Origin of the sequence: Pseudomonas sp. Leaf127 (assembly GCF_001423155.1) — a bacterium.
GTDB lineage: Bacteria > Pseudomonadota > Gammaproteobacteria > Pseudomonadales > Pseudomonadaceae > Aquipseudomonas > Aquipseudomonas ovata.
In genome coordinates this window covers 480,013-496,200 of sequence record NZ_LMOA01000022.1, presented here as the reverse complement: position 1 = coordinate 496,200, position 16,188 = coordinate 480,013, and the positions used below count along the sequence as shown (strand labels likewise).

12 protein-coding genes and 1 pseudogene are annotated in these 16,188 nt (G+C 63.2%); 5 read left to right on the top strand and 8 right to left on the bottom strand.

Translation table 11 applies throughout. The annotated features are described in order from the left end of the window. Positions 1 to 387: 387 nt before the first annotated feature. Positions 388 to 1,605, bottom strand: coding sequence for an alanine transaminase (gene alaC, locus ASF84_RS20115; protein WP_056840604.1), 1,218 nt, complete (start codon positions 1,603 to 1,605; stop codon positions 388 to 390). A gap of 226 nt (positions 1,606 to 1,831) precedes the next feature. Then, a complete protein-coding gene (locus ASF84_RS20110) occupies positions 1,832 to 2,569 on the bottom strand; it encodes a TraX family protein (RefSeq protein ID WP_056840603.1) in 738 nt (245 codons plus the stop codon). Between the two features lie 111 nt (positions 2,570 to 2,680). On the opposite strand from ASF84_RS20110, the gene ASF84_RS20105 reads away from it, so the two are divergent. Further along, a complete protein-coding gene (locus tag ASF84_RS20105; protein WP_056840602.1) occupies positions 2,681 to 3,724 on the top strand; it encodes a threonine aldolase family protein in 1,044 nt (347 codons plus the stop codon). Between the two features lie 43 nt (positions 3,725 to 3,767). Here ASF84_RS20105 and ASF84_RS20100 read toward each other — a convergent pair whose 3' ends face one another. Together ASF84_RS20100 and ASF84_RS20095 are read right to left on the bottom strand one after the other, a co-directional pair. Continuing rightward, positions 3,768 to 4,067 (bottom strand): cell division protein ZapA, encoded by a 300-nt coding sequence (locus ASF84_RS20100; protein WP_056840601.1) that lies wholly within the window; start codon positions 4,065 to 4,067, stop codon positions 3,768 to 3,770. Continuing rightward, on the bottom strand, positions 4,064 to 4,297 hold the full coding sequence (locus tag ASF84_RS20095) for a hypothetical protein (RefSeq protein ID WP_056840600.1): 234 nt from the start codon (positions 4,295 to 4,297) through the stop codon (positions 4,064 to 4,066). The genes ASF84_RS20100 and ASF84_RS20095 overlap by 4 nt, the downstream gene beginning before the upstream one ends. Before the next feature lie 321 nt (positions 4,298 to 4,618). Between ASF84_RS20095 and ASF84_RS30290 the strand changes: the two are divergent. Both ASF84_RS30290 and ASF84_RS30285 read left to right on the top strand, forming a co-directional pair. After that, a pseudogene (locus ASF84_RS30290) lies at positions 4,619 to 5,389 on the top strand (MCP four helix bundle domain-containing protein); the annotation flags it as partial. After that, positions 5,372 to 6,244 (top strand): methyl-accepting chemotaxis protein, encoded by an 873-nt coding sequence (locus ASF84_RS30285; RefSeq protein ID WP_421957966.1) that lies wholly within the window; start codon positions 5,372 to 5,374, stop codon positions 6,242 to 6,244. The pseudogene ASF84_RS30290 and the gene ASF84_RS30285, both read left to right, overlap by 18 nt. 667 nt (positions 6,245 to 6,911) lie before the next feature. Here ASF84_RS30285 and gbcB read toward each other — a convergent pair. Next, positions 6,912 to 8,012, bottom strand: a complete 1,101-nt coding sequence (gene gbcB, locus ASF84_RS20085; RefSeq protein WP_056840598.1) for a glycine-betaine demethylase subunit GbcB — start codon at positions 8,010 to 8,012, stop codon at positions 6,912 to 6,914. 318 nt (positions 8,013 to 8,330) lie between these two features. On the opposite strand from gbcB, the gene gbcA reads away from it, so the two are divergent. Further along, positions 8,331 to 9,629 carry a glycine-betaine demethylase subunit GbcA gene (gene gbcA / locus ASF84_RS20080; protein WP_056840597.1) on the top strand — a complete coding sequence of 433 codons (1,299 nt, stop codon included), beginning with the start codon at positions 8,331 to 8,333 and terminating at the stop codon, positions 9,627 to 9,629. Positions 9,630 to 10,373: 744 nt separating this feature from the next. Continuing rightward, entirely contained in the window at positions 10,374 to 11,825 is a 1,452-nt protein-coding gene (locus tag ASF84_RS20075) for a glycosyl hydrolase family 18 protein (protein WP_056840596.1), read from the top strand. Between the two features lie 286 nt (positions 11,826 to 12,111). On the opposite strand, the gene etfB is transcribed toward ASF84_RS20075, so the two are convergent. The 3 genes from etfB to dgcB are packed head-to-tail and all read right to left on the bottom strand — an operon-like array spanning position 12,112 to position 16,074. Continuing rightward, positions 12,112 to 12,912 (bottom strand): electron transfer flavoprotein subunit beta, encoded by an 801-nt coding sequence (etfB, locus tag ASF84_RS20070; RefSeq protein ID WP_056840595.1) that lies wholly within the window; start codon positions 12,910 to 12,912, stop codon positions 12,112 to 12,114. Continuing rightward, positions 12,902 to 14,122 carry an electron transfer flavoprotein subunit alpha gene (gene etfA, locus ASF84_RS20065; protein ID WP_056840594.1) on the bottom strand — a complete coding sequence of 407 codons (1,221 nt, stop codon included), beginning with the start codon at positions 14,120 to 14,122 and terminating at the stop codon, positions 12,902 to 12,904. Before etfA ends, etfB begins: the two co-directional genes overlap by 11 nt. Next, complete coding sequence (dgcB, locus tag ASF84_RS20060; RefSeq protein ID WP_056840593.1) at positions 14,122 to 16,074, bottom strand: dimethylglycine demethylation protein DgcB; 1,953 nt, start codon at positions 16,072 to 16,074, stop codon at positions 14,122 to 14,124. The genes etfA and dgcB overlap by 1 nt, the downstream gene beginning before the upstream one ends. Between the last annotated feature and the right edge of the window lie 114 nt (positions 16,075 to 16,188).

The following is a 16,188-nucleotide window of genomic DNA, read 5'->3' as shown; positions in this document are numbered from 1 at the left end:
GAATCGCGAAGGCTTCGCGTTTGCCGGGCAAAGACGACAAAACGCCCGGTCTGCCAAGGCTTTCGGCGCTTGTAGGGGCGGATCGAACGCAGATCGAAAAGGCGCTGTTCTGGCGGCGCGGACACGCGGCCGGAGAACGGCAATGGCGTATTCAGACAAGTACAAGGCGACGCTGTCGTCGCCCTGCGAGGGGTTGTAGGAGCGCGCTCTGCCCGCGACCGGCTGCGTTAGCAGTCGTAAAATTGTGGCGTTTCGTAGATTCCAGATCGGAAATTTGTGGGGCCTCACCAATTTTGCGAGCGCTGCGCASYCGGTCGCGGGCAAGCGCGCTCCTACAGTGCCCCATGCTTGCCGGGCAGCGACACAGGATAATCGCCCGCCAACGCTTTAAGCCCCCGATTTGCCTACCAGGCCATCGGCACGGAACATGGTGCGGATGCCGCGCACCGCCTGGCGGATCCGGTCCTGGTTCTCGATCAGGGCAAAGCGCACATGGTCGTCGCCGTATTCACCAAAGCCGACACCCGGCGACACGCAGACCTTGGCTTCGGCCAGCAGCTTCTTGGCGAACTCCAGCGACCCCAGGTGCGCATAGGCCTCGGGAATTTTCGCCCAGACGTACATCGAGGCCTTGGGGTTCTCGACCATCCAGCCCAGCTCGTGCAGGCCCTTGACCAGCACGTTGCGGCGCTGGCGGTACTGCTCGGCGATGTCCAGCACGCATTGCTGGTCGCCTTCCAGGGCGGCAATGGCCGCGACCTGCAAGGGCGTGAAGGTGCCGTAGTCGTGGTAGCTCTTGATCCGCGCCAGGGCGCCCACCAGCTCGTGGTTGCCGACCATGAAGCCGATCCGCCAGCCGGCCATGTTGTAGCTCTTGGACAAGGTGAAAAACTCCACCGCAATGTCCTTGGCACCCGGCACCTGCATGATCGACGGCGCTTTCCAGCCGTCATAGACGATGTCGGCGTAGGCCAGGTCGTGGATCACCAGCACGTCGTACTGCTTGGCCAGGGCCACCACGCGCTCGAAGAAGTCCAGCTCCACGCACTGTGCGGTGGGGTTGGAGGGAAAGCCCAGGATCATCATCTTCGGCTTGGGGATCGAGCCGCGAATGGCCTTTTCCAGCTCGGCGAAGAAATCCACGCCCGGCACCAGCGGCACCGAACGCACCTGGGCGCCGGCAATCACGGCACCGTAGATGTGGATCGGGTAGCTGGGGTTGGGCACCAGCACCGTGTCACCCTGGTCCAGAGTGGCCAGCATCAGGTGCGCCAGGCCCTCCTTGGAGCCGATGGTGACGATGGCTTCGCTTTCCGGGTCGATGTCGACCTCGTAGCGCTTCTTGTACCAGTTGGAAATCGCCCGGCGCAGGCGTGGAATGCCGCGCGACGTGGAATAGCCATGGGTGTCTTCGCGCTGGGCGACGGTGACCAGTTTCTCGACGATGTGCGGCGGCGTGGCCCCGTCGGGGTTGCCCATGCTCAGGTCGATGATGTCCTCACCACGACGACGAGCGGCCATCTTCAGCTCGGCAGTGATGTTGAACACATAAGGGGGGAGTCGATCGATGCGCGCAAAGCGGCGCGGCAAACCTTGGTCAGCCATGAGAATCTCGCAGACGTAAGCGCCCGGAACCGTCCGAGCGACGTTGGCCACATGAGGCGGCCTGCGCGAACGATAAGGGCGTTGATGGCGTTTTGTCTACAGCGATCTTAAGCGTGGATGACCGGCCTGTGTACCGGGCTCACTCTGTGGGAGGCGGCTTGCCGGCGATGGCTGCGGTACAAACATAGCCTGTGTGCAAGTTGTCGCCCGCAGCGCGAAGCGACCGTCAGGTGATGTGCCGTACACCCGACAGCAGCAAAAAGTGCAGCGGATAGATCGCGTAGGCCCAGCGCCGCATCGGCCAGACCTGCCAGCGCACCTTGCGCTGCAGCAGCGCCACGCCGGCCAGCGGCGCCAGCAGGCAGGCCACAAACGCGCCAGTCGCCACCGGATCGCCCCGCCCCATTCCCGCGAACAGCTCCTGCCAGGCGTTGGCAAAGACGCACACCACGCCGGCCAGCAAGGCCCAGCCAAGCGCGCGCTGCATCACCTGCAACAGCACCAGAGGCAGCAGCACACCGGGCAGGCCGAACATCAGGTGCTGTTGCAGCACCGCCGCCAGCAACAAGGCCACCAGCGCCATGATCCGCGTTTCGACCCGGCGCTGGCGCCAACCCTGGGCAATCAGCAGCCCCAGCAGCAGGGTTGGCATGACGTTGAGCACCGTCGCGTCGGCCATGAACAACCGGTACGGCACCTCGGACACCAGCGCAAAGCCCAGCATCCAGCCCAGGTAGCGCCATTTCACCTGTGGCCCCACCTCGGCGGCGCTGCGCCGGGCCAGGTTGGCGGCGATCGCCAGGCAGAACCACGGAAACGCCAGGCGTCCCGGCACGTACAGCTCATCGATCGATGCGCCCACATAGCGCAGGTGATCGAGCACCATGCTCAGCATCGCCAGCCACTTGAGCAGGTCCAGCGCCCGGTTGCGCACCGGCAGAAAGGGTGGATTGGAAAGGTCCATGACAAATCCCTGGCAAGCAAATACTTAATGTATAGACATGTACAACGACAGATGCCCGAATGCGCTTCGTTCGTTTACAGTGATGCAATAATCGACCACAAGGATTCGGCCATGACAGATCAAAGCCAACAGTTTGCCAGCGACAACTATTCCGGCATCTGCCCTGAGGCCTGGGCCGCGATGGAGCAGGCGAACCACGGGCATCAACGGGCCTACGGCGATGATCAATGGACGGCCCGCGCCGCCGATGAATTCCGTCGTCTGTTCGAAACCGACTGCGAAGTGTTCTTCGCGTTCAATGGCACCGCCGCCAACTCCCTGGCGCTGTCGGCGCTGTGCCAGAGTTACCACAGCGTCATCTGCTCGGAAACCGCCCACGTCGAGACCGACGAATGCGGCGCGCCGGAATTCTTTTCCAACGGTTCGAAACTGCTGGTCGCGCCCAGTGTTGGCGGCAAGCTGAGCCCTGAATCGATCCGCGAGATCGCCCTCAAGCGCCAGGACATCCACTACCCCAAGCCCCGGGTCGTGACCCTGACCCAGGCCACCGAGGTGGGGACGATCTACCAGCCCGAAGAGCTCAAGGCCATCAGCGCCACCTGCCAGGAGCTGAACCTGCACCTGCACATGGATGGCGCACGCTTTTCCAACGCCTGCGCGTACCTGGACTGCTCGCCAGCCGAACTGACCTGGAAGTCGGGGGTGGATGTGTTGTGTTTCGGCGGGACCAAGAACGGCATGGCGGTCGGCGAGGCGATCCTGTTCTTCAACCGCGACCTGGCCGAGGACTTTGATTACCGTTGCAAGCAGGCCGGCCAACTGGCCTCCAAGATGCGCTTTCTGTCCGCGCCCTGGGTCGGCCTGCTGGAAAACGACGCCTGGCTCAAGCACGCCCGCCACGCCAACCACTGCGCTCAGCTGTTGGCCGAACTGGTCAAGGATGTACAGGGCGTCGAACTGATGTTCCCGGTGCAGGCCAACGGCGTGTTCCTGCAACTGTCGGAACCGGCCATCGCGGCACTGACCGGCCTGGGCTGGCGCTTCTACACCTTCATTGGCAAGGGCGGCGCACGCTTCATGTGCTCCTGGGACACCGAAGAGGCACGCGTGCGGCAACTGGCGGCGGATATTCGCCGGGGAATGCAGGCCGGCTGATGACCTGGCAGGCGCAAGACCGACGGCGCCCGCGAGGCCGCCGTCAGTTCTGGGAAATGGTGCGGGAGATCGCCTCGACGGTTGCCTCGACCTGCTCCTGATACCGCGCCAGCTCGACCTTGTGCTGCTCCTTGAGCTCAAGGTGCCTCGAGCACAGGTTCAGGGCCGCCAGCACCAGTAACCGGTCACCGATCAGGGCCGGGTACTGGCGCTTGGTGTCGGCCAGCGAAGCCTGGAGCATGGCGGCGGCCTGCAGCAGGGCGTGCTCCTCGCCAGGCGGGGCCTTGACCGAGTAGTCCTGCCCCAGGATCGAGAAGACCGTCACATCACTCGTTGAACTCATGCGCTCACATGACTGGCGCTGGTAGCACGGTCAACCAGTGCCTGGATGCGGGCGGCGGCGCTGCCCTGTTTTTCTTCCTGCTCCAGCAGGCTCAGCTGCAGGGTGTCGTTCTCTTCACGGGCCTGGGCCAGGTCGGCACGCAGTTGATCGGCGGTGGCCTGCAGTTGCTGATTCTGCTGTACCAGATCGCTGACGAGTTGTTCCAACTGACTGAGGGATGTTTCCAACATTTTGATTACTCGAACACGTTCCAGAGGGGCACACACCATAAAGAAAAGTGGAGGTGCATGCCAGCGCTTGGGCCTTGGAAACCGGCCTTTAGCCATAAGTGGAGGCGAGACAAGCCACCTTCAAGGGCCCATCTGACTTCGTCTGGTCATTTCGGTTCCCGTCGCAGGCCGGATCAGGCATCGGCACGACGACCGGACGCTGAAACAAGGTGATAACTTTTTGCCATCACTTGATGCAACCGATTGCCAGGGACCCCGGTCAGAGGCTTTATCGCCTGCAAGCCACACCGGGTTGCGCCTCTTGCCCTGGAAGTTTTTATCATGCCCTTACGCACCCTGAATATCGCACCCCGCGCCTCCCTCGGTTTCGCCTTTATCGGCGCCCTCATGCTGATGCTCGGCGTGTTCGCCTTGTCACAAATGAGCCAGATCCGCAGCGACACAGAGGCGTTGGCCAATAACAGCGTGCCGACCATCAAGGCGCTGGACCGCATCAACGAACTCACCCAGCGCATGCGCGTGCTGTCCTACCGGTTGATGGTCAACCGCGAGCCGGACATCCAGCAGAAAACCAAGGAAACCATGACGCTGCGCAACCAGCAGATCGAAGAGGCCCGAGGGATATACGAGGCATTGATCGATGACCCGCAGGAGCAGACGATCTACAACCAGTACCTGCGCCTGCGTGACACCCGCCTGCAGCTGGAAACGCGTCTTCGCGAGCTGTCGCTGGCCAACAACCTCGACGGCCTGCAAACCTTGCTCAACACCGAGATGATGGAAAACTCCGATCAGATCAACGAGGTGATCGCCCGCCTGGTCGAGTTCAACACCACGCAACTGAACCAGACCAATGCGCACGCCGCCGAGCGTTACCAGCAAGCCTTTGTCCTGGTGGTCGGCCTGTTGATCGTCGCCACCCTGCTGACCGTGCTGTTTGCCTGGCTGCTGACCCGCAGCATCACCCAGCCGATCGCCGCTGCCTTGCAAGCCGCCGAAACCATTGCCGAGGGCGACCTGACCCAGCCCATCGAGGTGGATGGCCGTGACGAGGCCGGGCGCCTGCTGCAGGCCATGCACACCATGCAGCACAAGCTGCGTGACACCTTGCAGCGCATTTCCGGTTCGGCCTCGCAACTGGCTTCGGCCGCCGAAGAACTCAACGCCGTGACCGACGAAAGCGCCCGCGGCCTGGGCCGGCAGAACGGTGAGATCGAACAGGCCGCCACGGCGGTCAACGAGATGACCTGTGCGGTCGAGGAAGTGGCGCGCAACGCCAACGACACTTCCCAGGCCTCGCAGAGCGCCACCGCCTCGGCCCGCGACGGCCGCGACCTGGTGCAGGAAACGGTCACCGCCATCGAGCGCATGAGCCGCGACGTGCAGGGCAGTGCCGAGCAGATCAGTCACCTGGCCGAGCAATCGAAGGACATCGGCAAGGTGCTGGATGTGATTCGTGGCCTGGCCGACCAGACCAACCTGCTGGCCCTGAACGCGGCCATCGAGGCGGCGCGTGCCGGGGAAGCCGGGCGCGGATTTGCGGTGGTGGCCGACGAGGTGCGGGCGCTGGCGCATCGCACCCAGCAATCGACCAGTGAAATCGAACGCATGATCGAGACCATCCAGAGCGGCACCGAGCAGGCTGTAGGGGCCATGCGCAGCAGCACAGAGCGCGCCGAGTCGACCCTGAGCATCGCCCAAGGCGCGGGCCTGGCGCTGGACACCATTAATACGGCGGTGGAGCAGATCAACCAGCGCAACCTGGTGATCGCCAGCGCCGCCGAAGAACAGGCCCAGGTGGCCCGCGAGGTGGATCGCAACCTGGTCAACATCCGCGACCTGTCGACCCAGACCGCCACCGGCGCCCACCAGACCTCGGCGGCCAGCACCGAACTGTCGCGCCTGGCGGTGGACCTCAACGGCATGGTGCTGCGCTTCAGGCTCTAGACGCACTGCTTGCGCAGGGGCGGTGTAGGACTAATGCCGATCAGTTAAGCCTGTTTTCACCCGTTTTTGAGTCTGACACCCGATTGTGGGAGGCAGCAACTGTCTGGCAATGACGGGCTTACAAGCGCTGCCTGTCTGTCGGCTGTCCTGGCTTCATCGTCGGATCGCCGCCCGCTGCAGAGCAGCCTCCCACAGGWTTGATGTTGTTCTGGATCTCGTGCCTGGCACCAGWCTGTGGGGGAGGCGGCTTGCCGGCGATGGCTATGTGTCAGGCGCAACAGGTGTATGGGCCTTGCTGACGTCATCGCCGGCAGAGCCGCCTCCCACAGGATTGATGTCGCCCTGGATTTCGGGTCTGGCACCAGACTGTGGGAGGCGGCTTGCTGGCGATGGCTATGGGACAGGCGCAGCAGGTGTGTTGGTCTTGCTGGCCTCATCGCCGGCAGAGCCGCCTCCTACAGGATTGATGTTGTTCTGGATCTCGTGCTTGGCACCAGTCTGTGGGAGGCGGCTTGCTGGCGATGGCTATGGGACAGGCGCAGCAGGTGTATGGGCCTTGCTGGCCTCATCGTCGGATCGCCGCCCGGGGCAGATCGGGGCGCCGACCGGCCCCTCCCACAAGGGACCGCGCCAGCCTTGACCGTTATTCCGGCCGGTCCTACCGTAATCAATATTCGATGCGTACGTCGCTCTTGGGCACGCTGCAGCACGACAGGATGTAACCCTCGGCTTCGTCTTCCTCGGTGATACCGCCGTTGTGCTCCATCTCCACCTCGCCGCTGAGCTTCATCACCTTGCAGGTGCCGCAGATGCCCATGCCGCAGGCCTTGGGGATCATCAGGCCCAGCTTGGCAGCCGCCGCATGCACGGTTTCGCCCGGGGTGATGCGGATGCTCTTGCCGGTGTCGGTGAACGCCACTTCGTGCAGGTCGCTGGCGTCGATATCCGGCGCGTCGGCGGCCTGTTCGGCGTGCTCGACCGCATCGGCCTTGGCCTCGGGCGGCGTGGCACCGAACGACTCTTCATGGTACTGGGCCATGTTGAAGCCGTTGTCCTGCAGCATGCGCTTGACCGCTGCCATGTAGGGCGTCGGGCCGCAGCAGAACACTTCACGGTCACGGAAGTCCGGGGACATCATTTCCAGCATGCGGATATTCAGGTAACCGCGATAGCCGGCCCACGGCTCGCCCAGGCCGTGCTTCTCGCAGATCAGGTGCAGGCTGAAGTTATCGATCCGCGACGCCATGTGCTCCATTTCGCGGTGGTAGATGATGTCCTTGGGCGAGCGGGCGCTGTGCACGAATACCATGTCGACGTTGGCGTTGGTGTCGTAGTACCAGCGCGCCATGGACATCACCGGGGTGATGCCCACCCCGCCGCTGAGGTAGAGAATCTTCGGGTTCGGAAAGTCGATGGCGTTGAACAGCCCCACCGGGCCGTGCACGGCCAGCTCCTGGCCCTCATGCAGGGTGTCGTGCAGGAAGTTCGAGACCTTGCCGCCCGGCACGCGCTTGACCGTGATCGAAAAGCTGTACGGCACCGAGGGCGAGCTGGAAATGGTGTACGAACGCATCACCGGCTGGCCGTCGATTTCCAGCTCCAGGGTGACGAACTGCCCTGGCTTGAAAAAGAACAGGATCGGTTGGTCGGCCATGAAGCAAAACGTGCGGACGTCCCAGGTTTCCTGAATGACTTTGACCACCCGCACGGCGTGGCGACCATTGGCCCACGTCTGGGTATTGACCGGGTTGAGGAAGGTTTGGGACATGCTCGATCTCCACGGCCGACAGCCGGCCTTTCATGAGCGAATTCTGCGTAACGCCCTCTGCTGCCATTTATCTATCTGCGACATTGACGTACTTACGGCGACCAGCCCCCAACGACATGGGCTTGCCCGTCGGGAACGGATTCGGCCATGTCGTGCATGGATAAGGTTGTCGGCGCGCGCATCTCCACACTCGCGGCTAAATCGTTACGCAATAATACCCGGCAAGAGCGACCGCCAAAGATCGCCTTGCGTGCTGCGCAAAACCCACCGTATTAGCCACAATCGCGACCGCCCGAGGCGGTCTTGAGGAATCCGAAGATGGACGTCACTGCAAACCTGAGCCTGGGCGACCCACTTGAAGCAGCACGCAAGGCGACAGCCGAGATGCTGCAGAACCGCGAACGCACCTATTCGCTGCCACAACCGTTCTATAACGACGAACGCCTGTTCCAGATCGACATGCAGGAGATCTTCCACAAGGAGTGGCTGATCGCCGGCATGACGTGCGAGATCCCCAAGAAAGGCAACTACCTGACCTTGCAGATCGGCAACAACCCGGTGCTGGTGGTGCGCGGCGCGGACGGCACCATCAATGCCTTCCACAACGTCTGCCGCCATCGCGGCTCGCGCCTGTGCACGGCCGAGAAAGGCAAGGTCGCCAAGCTGGTGTGCCATTACCACCAGTGGACCTACGAGCTGGACGGCCGCCTGCTGTACGCCGGCACCGAGATGGGCGATGACTTCGACATGAAGAAATTCAGCCTCAAGCCGATCAACGTCAAGACGGCCGGTGGCTACATCTTCATCAGCCTGGCAGAGAATCCGCCGGCCATCGACGAGTTCCTGGCCACGTTGAGCCACTACATGGAACCCTACGACATGGAGAACACCAAGGTGGCGGTGCAGACCACCTTGATGGAAAAGGCCAACTGGAAGCTGGTACTGGAAAACAACCGCGAGTGCTACCACTGCAGCGGCTCGCACCCTGAATTGCTCAACACCCTGCTGGAATGGGACGACACCCACGATCCGCGTGCCAGCCAGTCATTCAAGGACCATGTGGCCGAGTCGGCCACCAAGTGGGAAGCCGAGAAGATCCCTTACCTGCATGCCGGCTTCGGCCTGCGCAACCGTATCGTGCGCATGCCGCTGCTCAAGGGCACCGTGTCGATGACCATGGACGGCAAGCAGGGCTGCAACAAGCTGATGGGCCGCATCCAGAATCCGGACCTGGGCTCGATGCGCATCCTGCACCTGCCGCACTCCTGGAACCACTGCATGGGCGATCACCTGATCGTCTTCACCGTCTGGCCGATCAGCGCCCAGGAAACCATGGTCAGCACCAAGTGGCTGGTGCACAAGGACGCCGTCGAAGGCGTCGACTACGACGTGGCGCGCCTGCGCGAGGTGTGGGACGCCACCAACGACCAGGACCGTCGCCTGGCCGAAGAAAACCAGCGCGGCATCAACTCCACGGCTTACCAGCCAGGCCCGTATTCCAAGACCTACGAGTTCGGCGTGGTCAACTTCATCGACTGGTACAGCGCGCGCGTGCTGGAAAACCTGGGCGCGGAACCTGCGCCTTACCTCAAGGGTGTAGCGGTCAACCACGAATAAGGCCTGATTGATCAAAAAACAGCCAGGCACTTGCAATCCCCCGCCCGTAGTGCCTGGCGCAGTTCGCAAACAACTTATCCACAAGGCAGCCCACAGCAATTGTGGGCAATCCTGTCAAAAGCATGGATCCATGACGCTGCGCGCCCATGCCGATATCCGGTTGTGCACACGCCAGCGCCTGGTCATTTATTGATCAACTCTATCAAGCCTTTGTATATAAAGACTTTTATAGGACAGCGAACACCTTATCCACAGAAGCGCCAACAGACTTTGGGGGCAACTTGACCGTTTGGTACTCCGGGCTGTGGAAAACAGTGCAAAGACCCGGCTTTCCACCTCGCCTGCGCTATTTGGCTATTTTTTATACAAACCTCTACATGCCACGCCGTTCAAGGCTTCCAGCACATAGCAAACACCTTGTCCACAGAGCAGCCAACAGAGATTGTGGGCAACCGTCACCCGTACTAGAGCGCTTATCCACAGCCCATGCAGCGAAAAAACGCTCATACCCACTGATCATTTTTTAACCACACCCCTGCAAGCCCCGATTTACGTGGCCTCCAGACACAAGCGAACACCTTATCCACAGGCAGGCGCACAGGGAATGTGCGTAAGTAAACAGCATTCACTGGATAAGTCGCCCTGATCGGCCCTAACCCTGTCAGTTCTACCAGTACAAAAGCCTTGGCCCCTGGCTGACACTCATGCTTATGCAGCGTCTATCCAGCGGAAGGAGACATCACCATGCTCAAGCCAAGCGTTCTGGCCCAGTACAAGAACTCGGCCCTTGATGCGGCCTCGGCCATGCCGGACCTTACAGGCAAGAACATTCTCATGGGCTTCTGGCACAACTGGCCGACCTCGCCCGGCCAGGGTTATCAACAGGGCGTGTTTGCCGAGATGCCCCTGACCGATATTCCCAAGGCGTATAACGTCGTGGCCGTGGCTTTCATGAAAGGCAGCGGCATCCCGACCTTCAAGCCCTATAACGTCAGCGATGCCGAGTTTCGCGCCCAGGTGGCACAGCTCAATGCCGAAGGACGTGCGGTACTGATTTCGCTGGGCGGTGCCGATGCCCATATCGAGCTGCATGAAGATCAAGGGCATGCAGAGGCACTGGCCTATGAAATCATCCGTCTGGTCGAGGTGTATGGGTTTGACGGCCTGGACATCGATCTGGAGCAAAGCGCAATCACCTTCGCCGATAACCGTACCGTGCTGCCCGAGGCCCTGCGCCGGGTGCGCGAGCATTACGAAGGCGAAGGCAAGCACTTCATCATCAGCATGGCGCCGGAGTTTCCTTACCTGAGAACGGACGGCGCCTATCTTGCCTACATCGAGGCGCTGGAGGACCTCTACGACTTCATTGCGCCGCAGTACTACAACCAGGGCGGTGACGGCGTCTGGGTCGATGAGGAAAGCCTGTGGATCACTCAGAACAGTGACGAGCACAAGGAACTGTTCCTGTATTACCTGACCGACAGCCTGATCCACGGCACGCGAGGTTTCTCGCGGATTCCGGCCGATCGACTGGTGATCGGCCTGCCGACCAATAACGATGCGGCCGCCACCGGCTATGTGATCGATCCTGAAGATGTGAAATGGGCACTGGACAGCCTGACCAGAGACAACAACCCGATTCGCGGCCTTATGACCTGGTCGGTCAACTGGGATGACGGCAAGGACAAGACCGGCAAGGCCTATGACTGGGCGTTCGTCAAACGCTACGGCTACCTGACCGAAGGCGAGACGCCGGCGCCCGGCAAACCGTCCGTACCGGCCAGTTTCGTTGCGGCCGAACCGATGCAGGACTCGGTGAAATTGAGCTGGCACCTCTCCACCGGTCCCAATCCGGTGTTCCAGTACAACCTGCGTCGCGACGGCGTCGAGATCGGCACCACCAACGCGCCACCCTTCGAAGACACCGGACTTGCGCCTGACAAGGCTTATGGCTATCAGATCAGGGCCACGGATACACAAGGTGTCAGCTCGGACTGGTCAGCCGTGCTCACGATCCGTACCCAACCCGGGGAAGGTGGCGAGACACCCGACTGGAAAGAAGACGTGGCCTATGAAGCAGGCGATACCGTGGTCCACAACACCGTGAAGTACACCTGCGAGCAGGCCCACACCTCGACCGCCATCACCGCCCCGGACGTGGTGCTGTGGAAGCGCGCGGTCAGCCTCAAGAAATGAATGATCCACAACCGCCAGCGCGCCGCCTCTTGCGTAGGAGCGCGCTTGCCCGCGACCGAGTGCGCAGCAGTCGTAAAATTGTGGCGTTTCGTAGATTTCGAATGTGTTCACAACTGTAAATTTGCGGCGTTTCGTCGATTTCGAACGTGTTCACAACTATAAATTTGCGGCGTTTCGCAGATTTTGCGAGCGCTTCGCACTCGGTCGCGGTGGTCCGGCATTCCGGCAAGCGCGCTCCTACCGGGTCCCAGACGACTGCGCGGCAGCGGGCCGCCTTGGTGCTGTTTCAGCGAATCACCCCCTCCTCCACCAGCAGCTTGAGGATCGCCTCGGCGCCTTCCTGGGCGCTGACGCCCTTGAGCACCTTGCCGCCACCGCCGCTGGCCTTGGCGGTCGCGGCCTTCATGCGGTCGGCACCGCTCTTGGCCTTGATCACCTTGAGGCGCTTGGGCCGTGGCCTGGCCGGTTGCAGGCTGTCGCCGGTGAGCAGCTCATCGCTGATCACTTCGGTCTGCTCCGCTCCAAGTACCCCGCGCCGGGACGGGCCATAGGCACTTTGCCGTGGCGTGGGACCGGCGTTATCCACAGTGGCCAAGAACGGCAGGCGCACCTTGAGGCGCCGGCGCTGGCCGCGTGGCAGGGCCTGCAACACCAGGGCCGTGCCGTTTTCCAGCGACTCCACTTCGGCCAGGCCGATCACCAAAGGCCAGCCAAGACGCTCGGCCAGCAGGAAGGGCAACATGCCGGAGCCCTCGCCGGTTTCGGCCTGGCTGCCCGTCAGCACCATCTGCACGTTGCAGTCGCGAATGTATTCGGCCAGGGCGGGCAAGGCATCACTGCCCGCCGGCTGTTCAAGGATGTGCATCTCATCCAGGCCCATGCCCAGGTAAGCGCGCAGTGCCGGTTCCTGTGGGTCGCCGGCATGCAGCATCTGCAGGTTGTTGCCCACCAGGCGCAGGCCCAGCTCGACGGCACGGGCGTCCTGTTCGGCACGGCGGGCGCGCCCGGAGGTCGGGTGGGCGCCGACCGACACCAGGCTGATGACCTGCAGGGCCGGAGTGTTCTTTGTGACAGATTCAGGCTGCATCACGTTTGTCTCCATTGCGCCAGGCATCGACCGCCGCGATCAGGGCGTGGAACAGCTCGCTGCTGTCGCCGATGACCGACAGATCAGCCCGTTTGATCATGTCGCAACCAGGGTCCATGTTGATCGCAATCACCTTGTCGCAGGCACCGATTCCCTGCAGGTGCTGGATCGCCCCGGAAATCCCCACGGCCATGTACACCCGCGCCGTGACCCACGTGCCGGTGGCACCGACCTGCCGGTCGCGGGCCATGAAGCCGTTGTCCACCGCCACCCGCGAGGCGCCTTCGGTGGCCCCCAGGGCGGCGGCGGTGCGGTGGAACAGGTCCCAGTCCTGGACGCCGTTGCCACCCGAGACAATGAACTCCGACTCGGCCATCGGGATGGCCGCCGGGTCGACGGCCACGGCACCGAGGTCTTCGATACGCGACAGGCTGCGCACCACGCTTGTGGATAACTCGACCGGCACGGCTTCATGACGGGTTTCGCTGACAGGCTCTGCGCATTCGGCGGCCGCCAGGATCAGCCGCGCCAATGGCCGCACCAGGTCTTCGCGACCGGCCCCGGCACGGGCGCTGCACTGCCCGTCCTTGACCTGCCAGACCCGCGTGGCCGGGCGCTCGCCCAGGCTGGCGGCAAAGCGCCGGCCCAGTTCACCGCCACCGGTGCGGCTGTCGGGCAGCAACCAGTGGCGCGGGTCGAACTGGTTATCCACCGCCCGCAGGCCCTGGACACGCTGTTCCGGTGAATAGCCGTCGAAGGCGTCGTCGTCGAGCACCAGCAGGCGATCCACGCCGGCGGTGTCGAATGCGCTTTCCTTGTGTTCACCGAAGACCACCGCCAGCACCGCGCCGTCGGCACCGGCCATCTGCCGCGCCAGGCCGAGCAGGTCGCGGTCGTGGCTGCCCAGGCGGCCGCCGACCATGTCGGGCACTACACAGATGTGAAACGCCGGTTGCGCCACCACATGCAGCGGCAGTTGCACCGCCACTGCCGCACTGCGCTTGACCGCGCCGCCCTGCTGGGCGCCGCTGCGGTCGATACGCTTGAGGCCGTTGGGACCGATGAAGCCGATACCGTGGACGTTCTTGCGCAGGACCCCGTTGGGGCCCATCCAGCGCTCCTGCAACGGTTGCATGGCCGCATGCAGCGGGTGCAGGCGGTTACGGGCGATCCACGCGGCGCGTGGGTCGCGGCGGATAATGTCGCTCATCAGTGCACCTCCGCAGGTTCACGTTTGGCCTGGGCCGGCTGGCGTGCAGGCTCGGCATCCTGTTCGATCAAGGCGTCGGCCACCAGCTCGGCCAGGTCCTTGATCAACGGACGCGGCTCGACCACACCTTCGAGCATGGCGGTGCATTGCGGGCACCCGACCGCCACCAGCTCGGCCTGGGTTTCGCGGATGTCCTCCATGCGCATGTCGGGAATCCGCTGCTTGCCGGGGATGTCGGTAATCGGCGCCCCGCCGCCACCGCCACAGCACCGCGAACGGAAGCCGGAACGCTGCATTTCCTTGACCTCGATGCCCAGCGCCTTCAATACATCGCGCGGCGCCTCGTATTCACCGTTGTAGCGGCCCAGGTAGCAAGGATCGTGGTAGGTCACGCTGCCGCCCTTGTGCTGGCCCAGGTTCAGCGCGCCGGCCTGGATCAGCTCGGCGATGAACGTACTGTGGTGCTGCACCTGGTACTCGCCGCCAAAGGCGCCATATTCGTTCTTGAGCACATGGAAGCTGTGCGGGTCGCACGTCACGATGCGGGCAAACCGGTAGCGCGCCAGGGTCTGGATATTGCGCTTGGCCAGGCTCTGGAAGGTCGCCTCGTCACCCAGGCGCCGCGCCACGTCGCCACTGTCGCGCTCTTCGAGGCCCAGTACGGCAAAGTCGACGCCCGCCGCCTTGAGCACCTTGACGAAGGCGCGCAGGGTGCGCTGGTTGCGCATGTCGAACGCACCGTCACCGACCCAGAACAGCACATCGGCGCTTTTCTTGTCGCTGAACAGGTTCAGGTTCAGGTCCGCCGCCCAGTTCAGCCGGCCACCGGGGTTGAAGCCGCCGGGGTTGTCGGTGGCGATCAGGTTGTCCAGCACCTCGGCGCCCTTGTTCGGCGTGGCGCCGCGCTCCAGGGTCAGGTGGCGACGCATGTCGACGATGGCGTCGACGTGCTCGATCATCATCGGGCACTCCTCGACGCAGGCGCGGCAGGTGGTGCACGACCACAGGGTCTCGGCGTCCACCAGGCCGTTGACGATCGGCTGGTGCGGGTGACCGCCGTGCTCGCCGATGGCCTTGCCGGGGTACGGGCTGCCGGCGAAATTGGCATCGGTGCCACCGGCCAGGCCCACGACCATGTCCTGGATCAGCTTCTTGGGGTTCAGCGGCTGGCCGGCGGCAAACGCCGGGCAGGCGGCTTCGCATTTACCGCACTGCACGCAGGCGTCGAAGCCCAGCAACTGGTTCCAGGTGAAGTCCCTGGGTTTTTCCACGCCCAAAGGCGCTTGCGGATCGTCCAGGTCCAGCGGCTTGAGGCCCGTGGAGCGGCCGCCGCCGAAGCGCTCGGCGCGGCGGTGCCAGGCCAGGTGCAGGGCACCGGCGAAGGCGTGCTTCATCGGCCCGCCCCAGGTCATGCCGAAAAACAGCTCGCTGACGCCCCACAGCACGCCCAGCGCCAGGACGGCCGCCACTGCCCAGCCGCCGAAATCCTGCGGCAGGATACCGGCGACCGGCAGGGTCAGCAGGAAGAAACTGGCCGAAAACGCCAACAGGCTTTTCGGCAGGCGCATCCACGGCCCTTTGGACAGGCGCGATGGCGGGTTGAGGCGACGGCGGAACACGAAGATCGCGCCGACGAACATCACCGCTGTCATCAGCAGCAAGGCGTAGCCGAGGATCTTGTTGTGCAGGCCAAAACCATGCACCAGGATCGCCAGCACGATCGATGCCACCGCACCACCGGCCGTGGCCACGTGGGTGTTGGCGATGTATTTGTCACGGGCGACCACATGGTGCAGGTCGACCATGTAGCGCTTGGGCATAGCCAGCAGGCCGCCCAGCAGGTCGACCTTCGAGGCCCGACCGTTGCGCCACAGCTTGACCCGCCGCAAGGCGCCCAGGAGCCCAAGGCCCAGGGCGGCGAACAGCAGGATGGGGAGAATGGTGTTGAGCATGATGGCTCCTGGGTGTACCCCGTAGGAGCGCGCTTGCCCGCGACCGAGTGCGTAGCGCTCGCAAAATCTGCGAAACGCTACGAATTCACGACTGCTGACGCAGCCGGTCGCGGG

What these genes read in the sequence shown, in the direction of transcription:
- dgcB (WP_056840593.1), bottom strand. Translation starts at nt 16,074, where the DNA reads ATGCTCAACACCATTCTCCCCATCCTGCTGTTCGCCGCCCTGGGCCTT.
- ASF84_RS20100 (WP_056840601.1), bottom strand. Translation starts at nt 4,067, where the DNA reads ATGAGTTCAACGAGTGATGTGACGGTCTTCTCGATCCTGGGGCAGGAC.
- ASF84_RS20110 (WP_056840603.1), bottom strand. Translation starts at nt 2,569, where the DNA reads ATGGACCTTTCCAATCCACCCTTTCTGCCGGTGCGCAACCGGGCGCTG.
- gbcA (WP_056840597.1), top strand. Translation starts at nt 8,331, where the DNA reads ATGGACGTCACTGCAAACCTGAGCCTGGGCGACCCACTTGAAGCAGCA.
- etfA (WP_056840594.1), bottom strand. Translation starts at nt 14,122, where the DNA reads ATGAGCGACATTATCCGCCGCGACCCACGCGCCGCGTGGATCGCCCGT.
- ASF84_RS20105 (WP_056840602.1), top strand. Translation starts at nt 2,681, where the DNA reads ATGACAGATCAAAGCCAACAGTTTGCCAGCGACAACTATTCCGGCATC.
- etfB (WP_056840595.1), bottom strand. Translation starts at nt 12,912, where the DNA reads ATGCAGCCTGAATCTGTCACAAAGAACACTCCGGCCCTGCAGGTCATC.
- ASF84_RS20075 (WP_056840596.1), top strand. Translation starts at nt 10,374, where the DNA reads ATGCTCAAGCCAAGCGTTCTGGCCCAGTACAAGAACTCGGCCCTTGAT.
- gbcB (WP_056840598.1), bottom strand. Translation starts at nt 8,012, where the DNA reads ATGTCCCAAACCTTCCTCAACCCGGTCAATACCCAGACGTGGGCCAAT.
- ASF84_RS30285 (WP_421957966.1), top strand. Translation starts at nt 5,372, where the DNA reads ATGCACACCATGCAGCACAAGCTGCGTGACACCTTGCAGCGCATTTCC.
- ASF84_RS20095 (WP_056840600.1), bottom strand. Translation starts at nt 4,297, where the DNA reads ATGTTGGAAACATCCCTCAGTCAGTTGGAACAACTCGTCAGCGATCTG.
- alaC (WP_056840604.1), bottom strand. Translation starts at nt 1,605, where the DNA reads ATGGCTGACCAAGGTTTGCCGCGCCGCTTTGCGCGCATCGATCGACTC.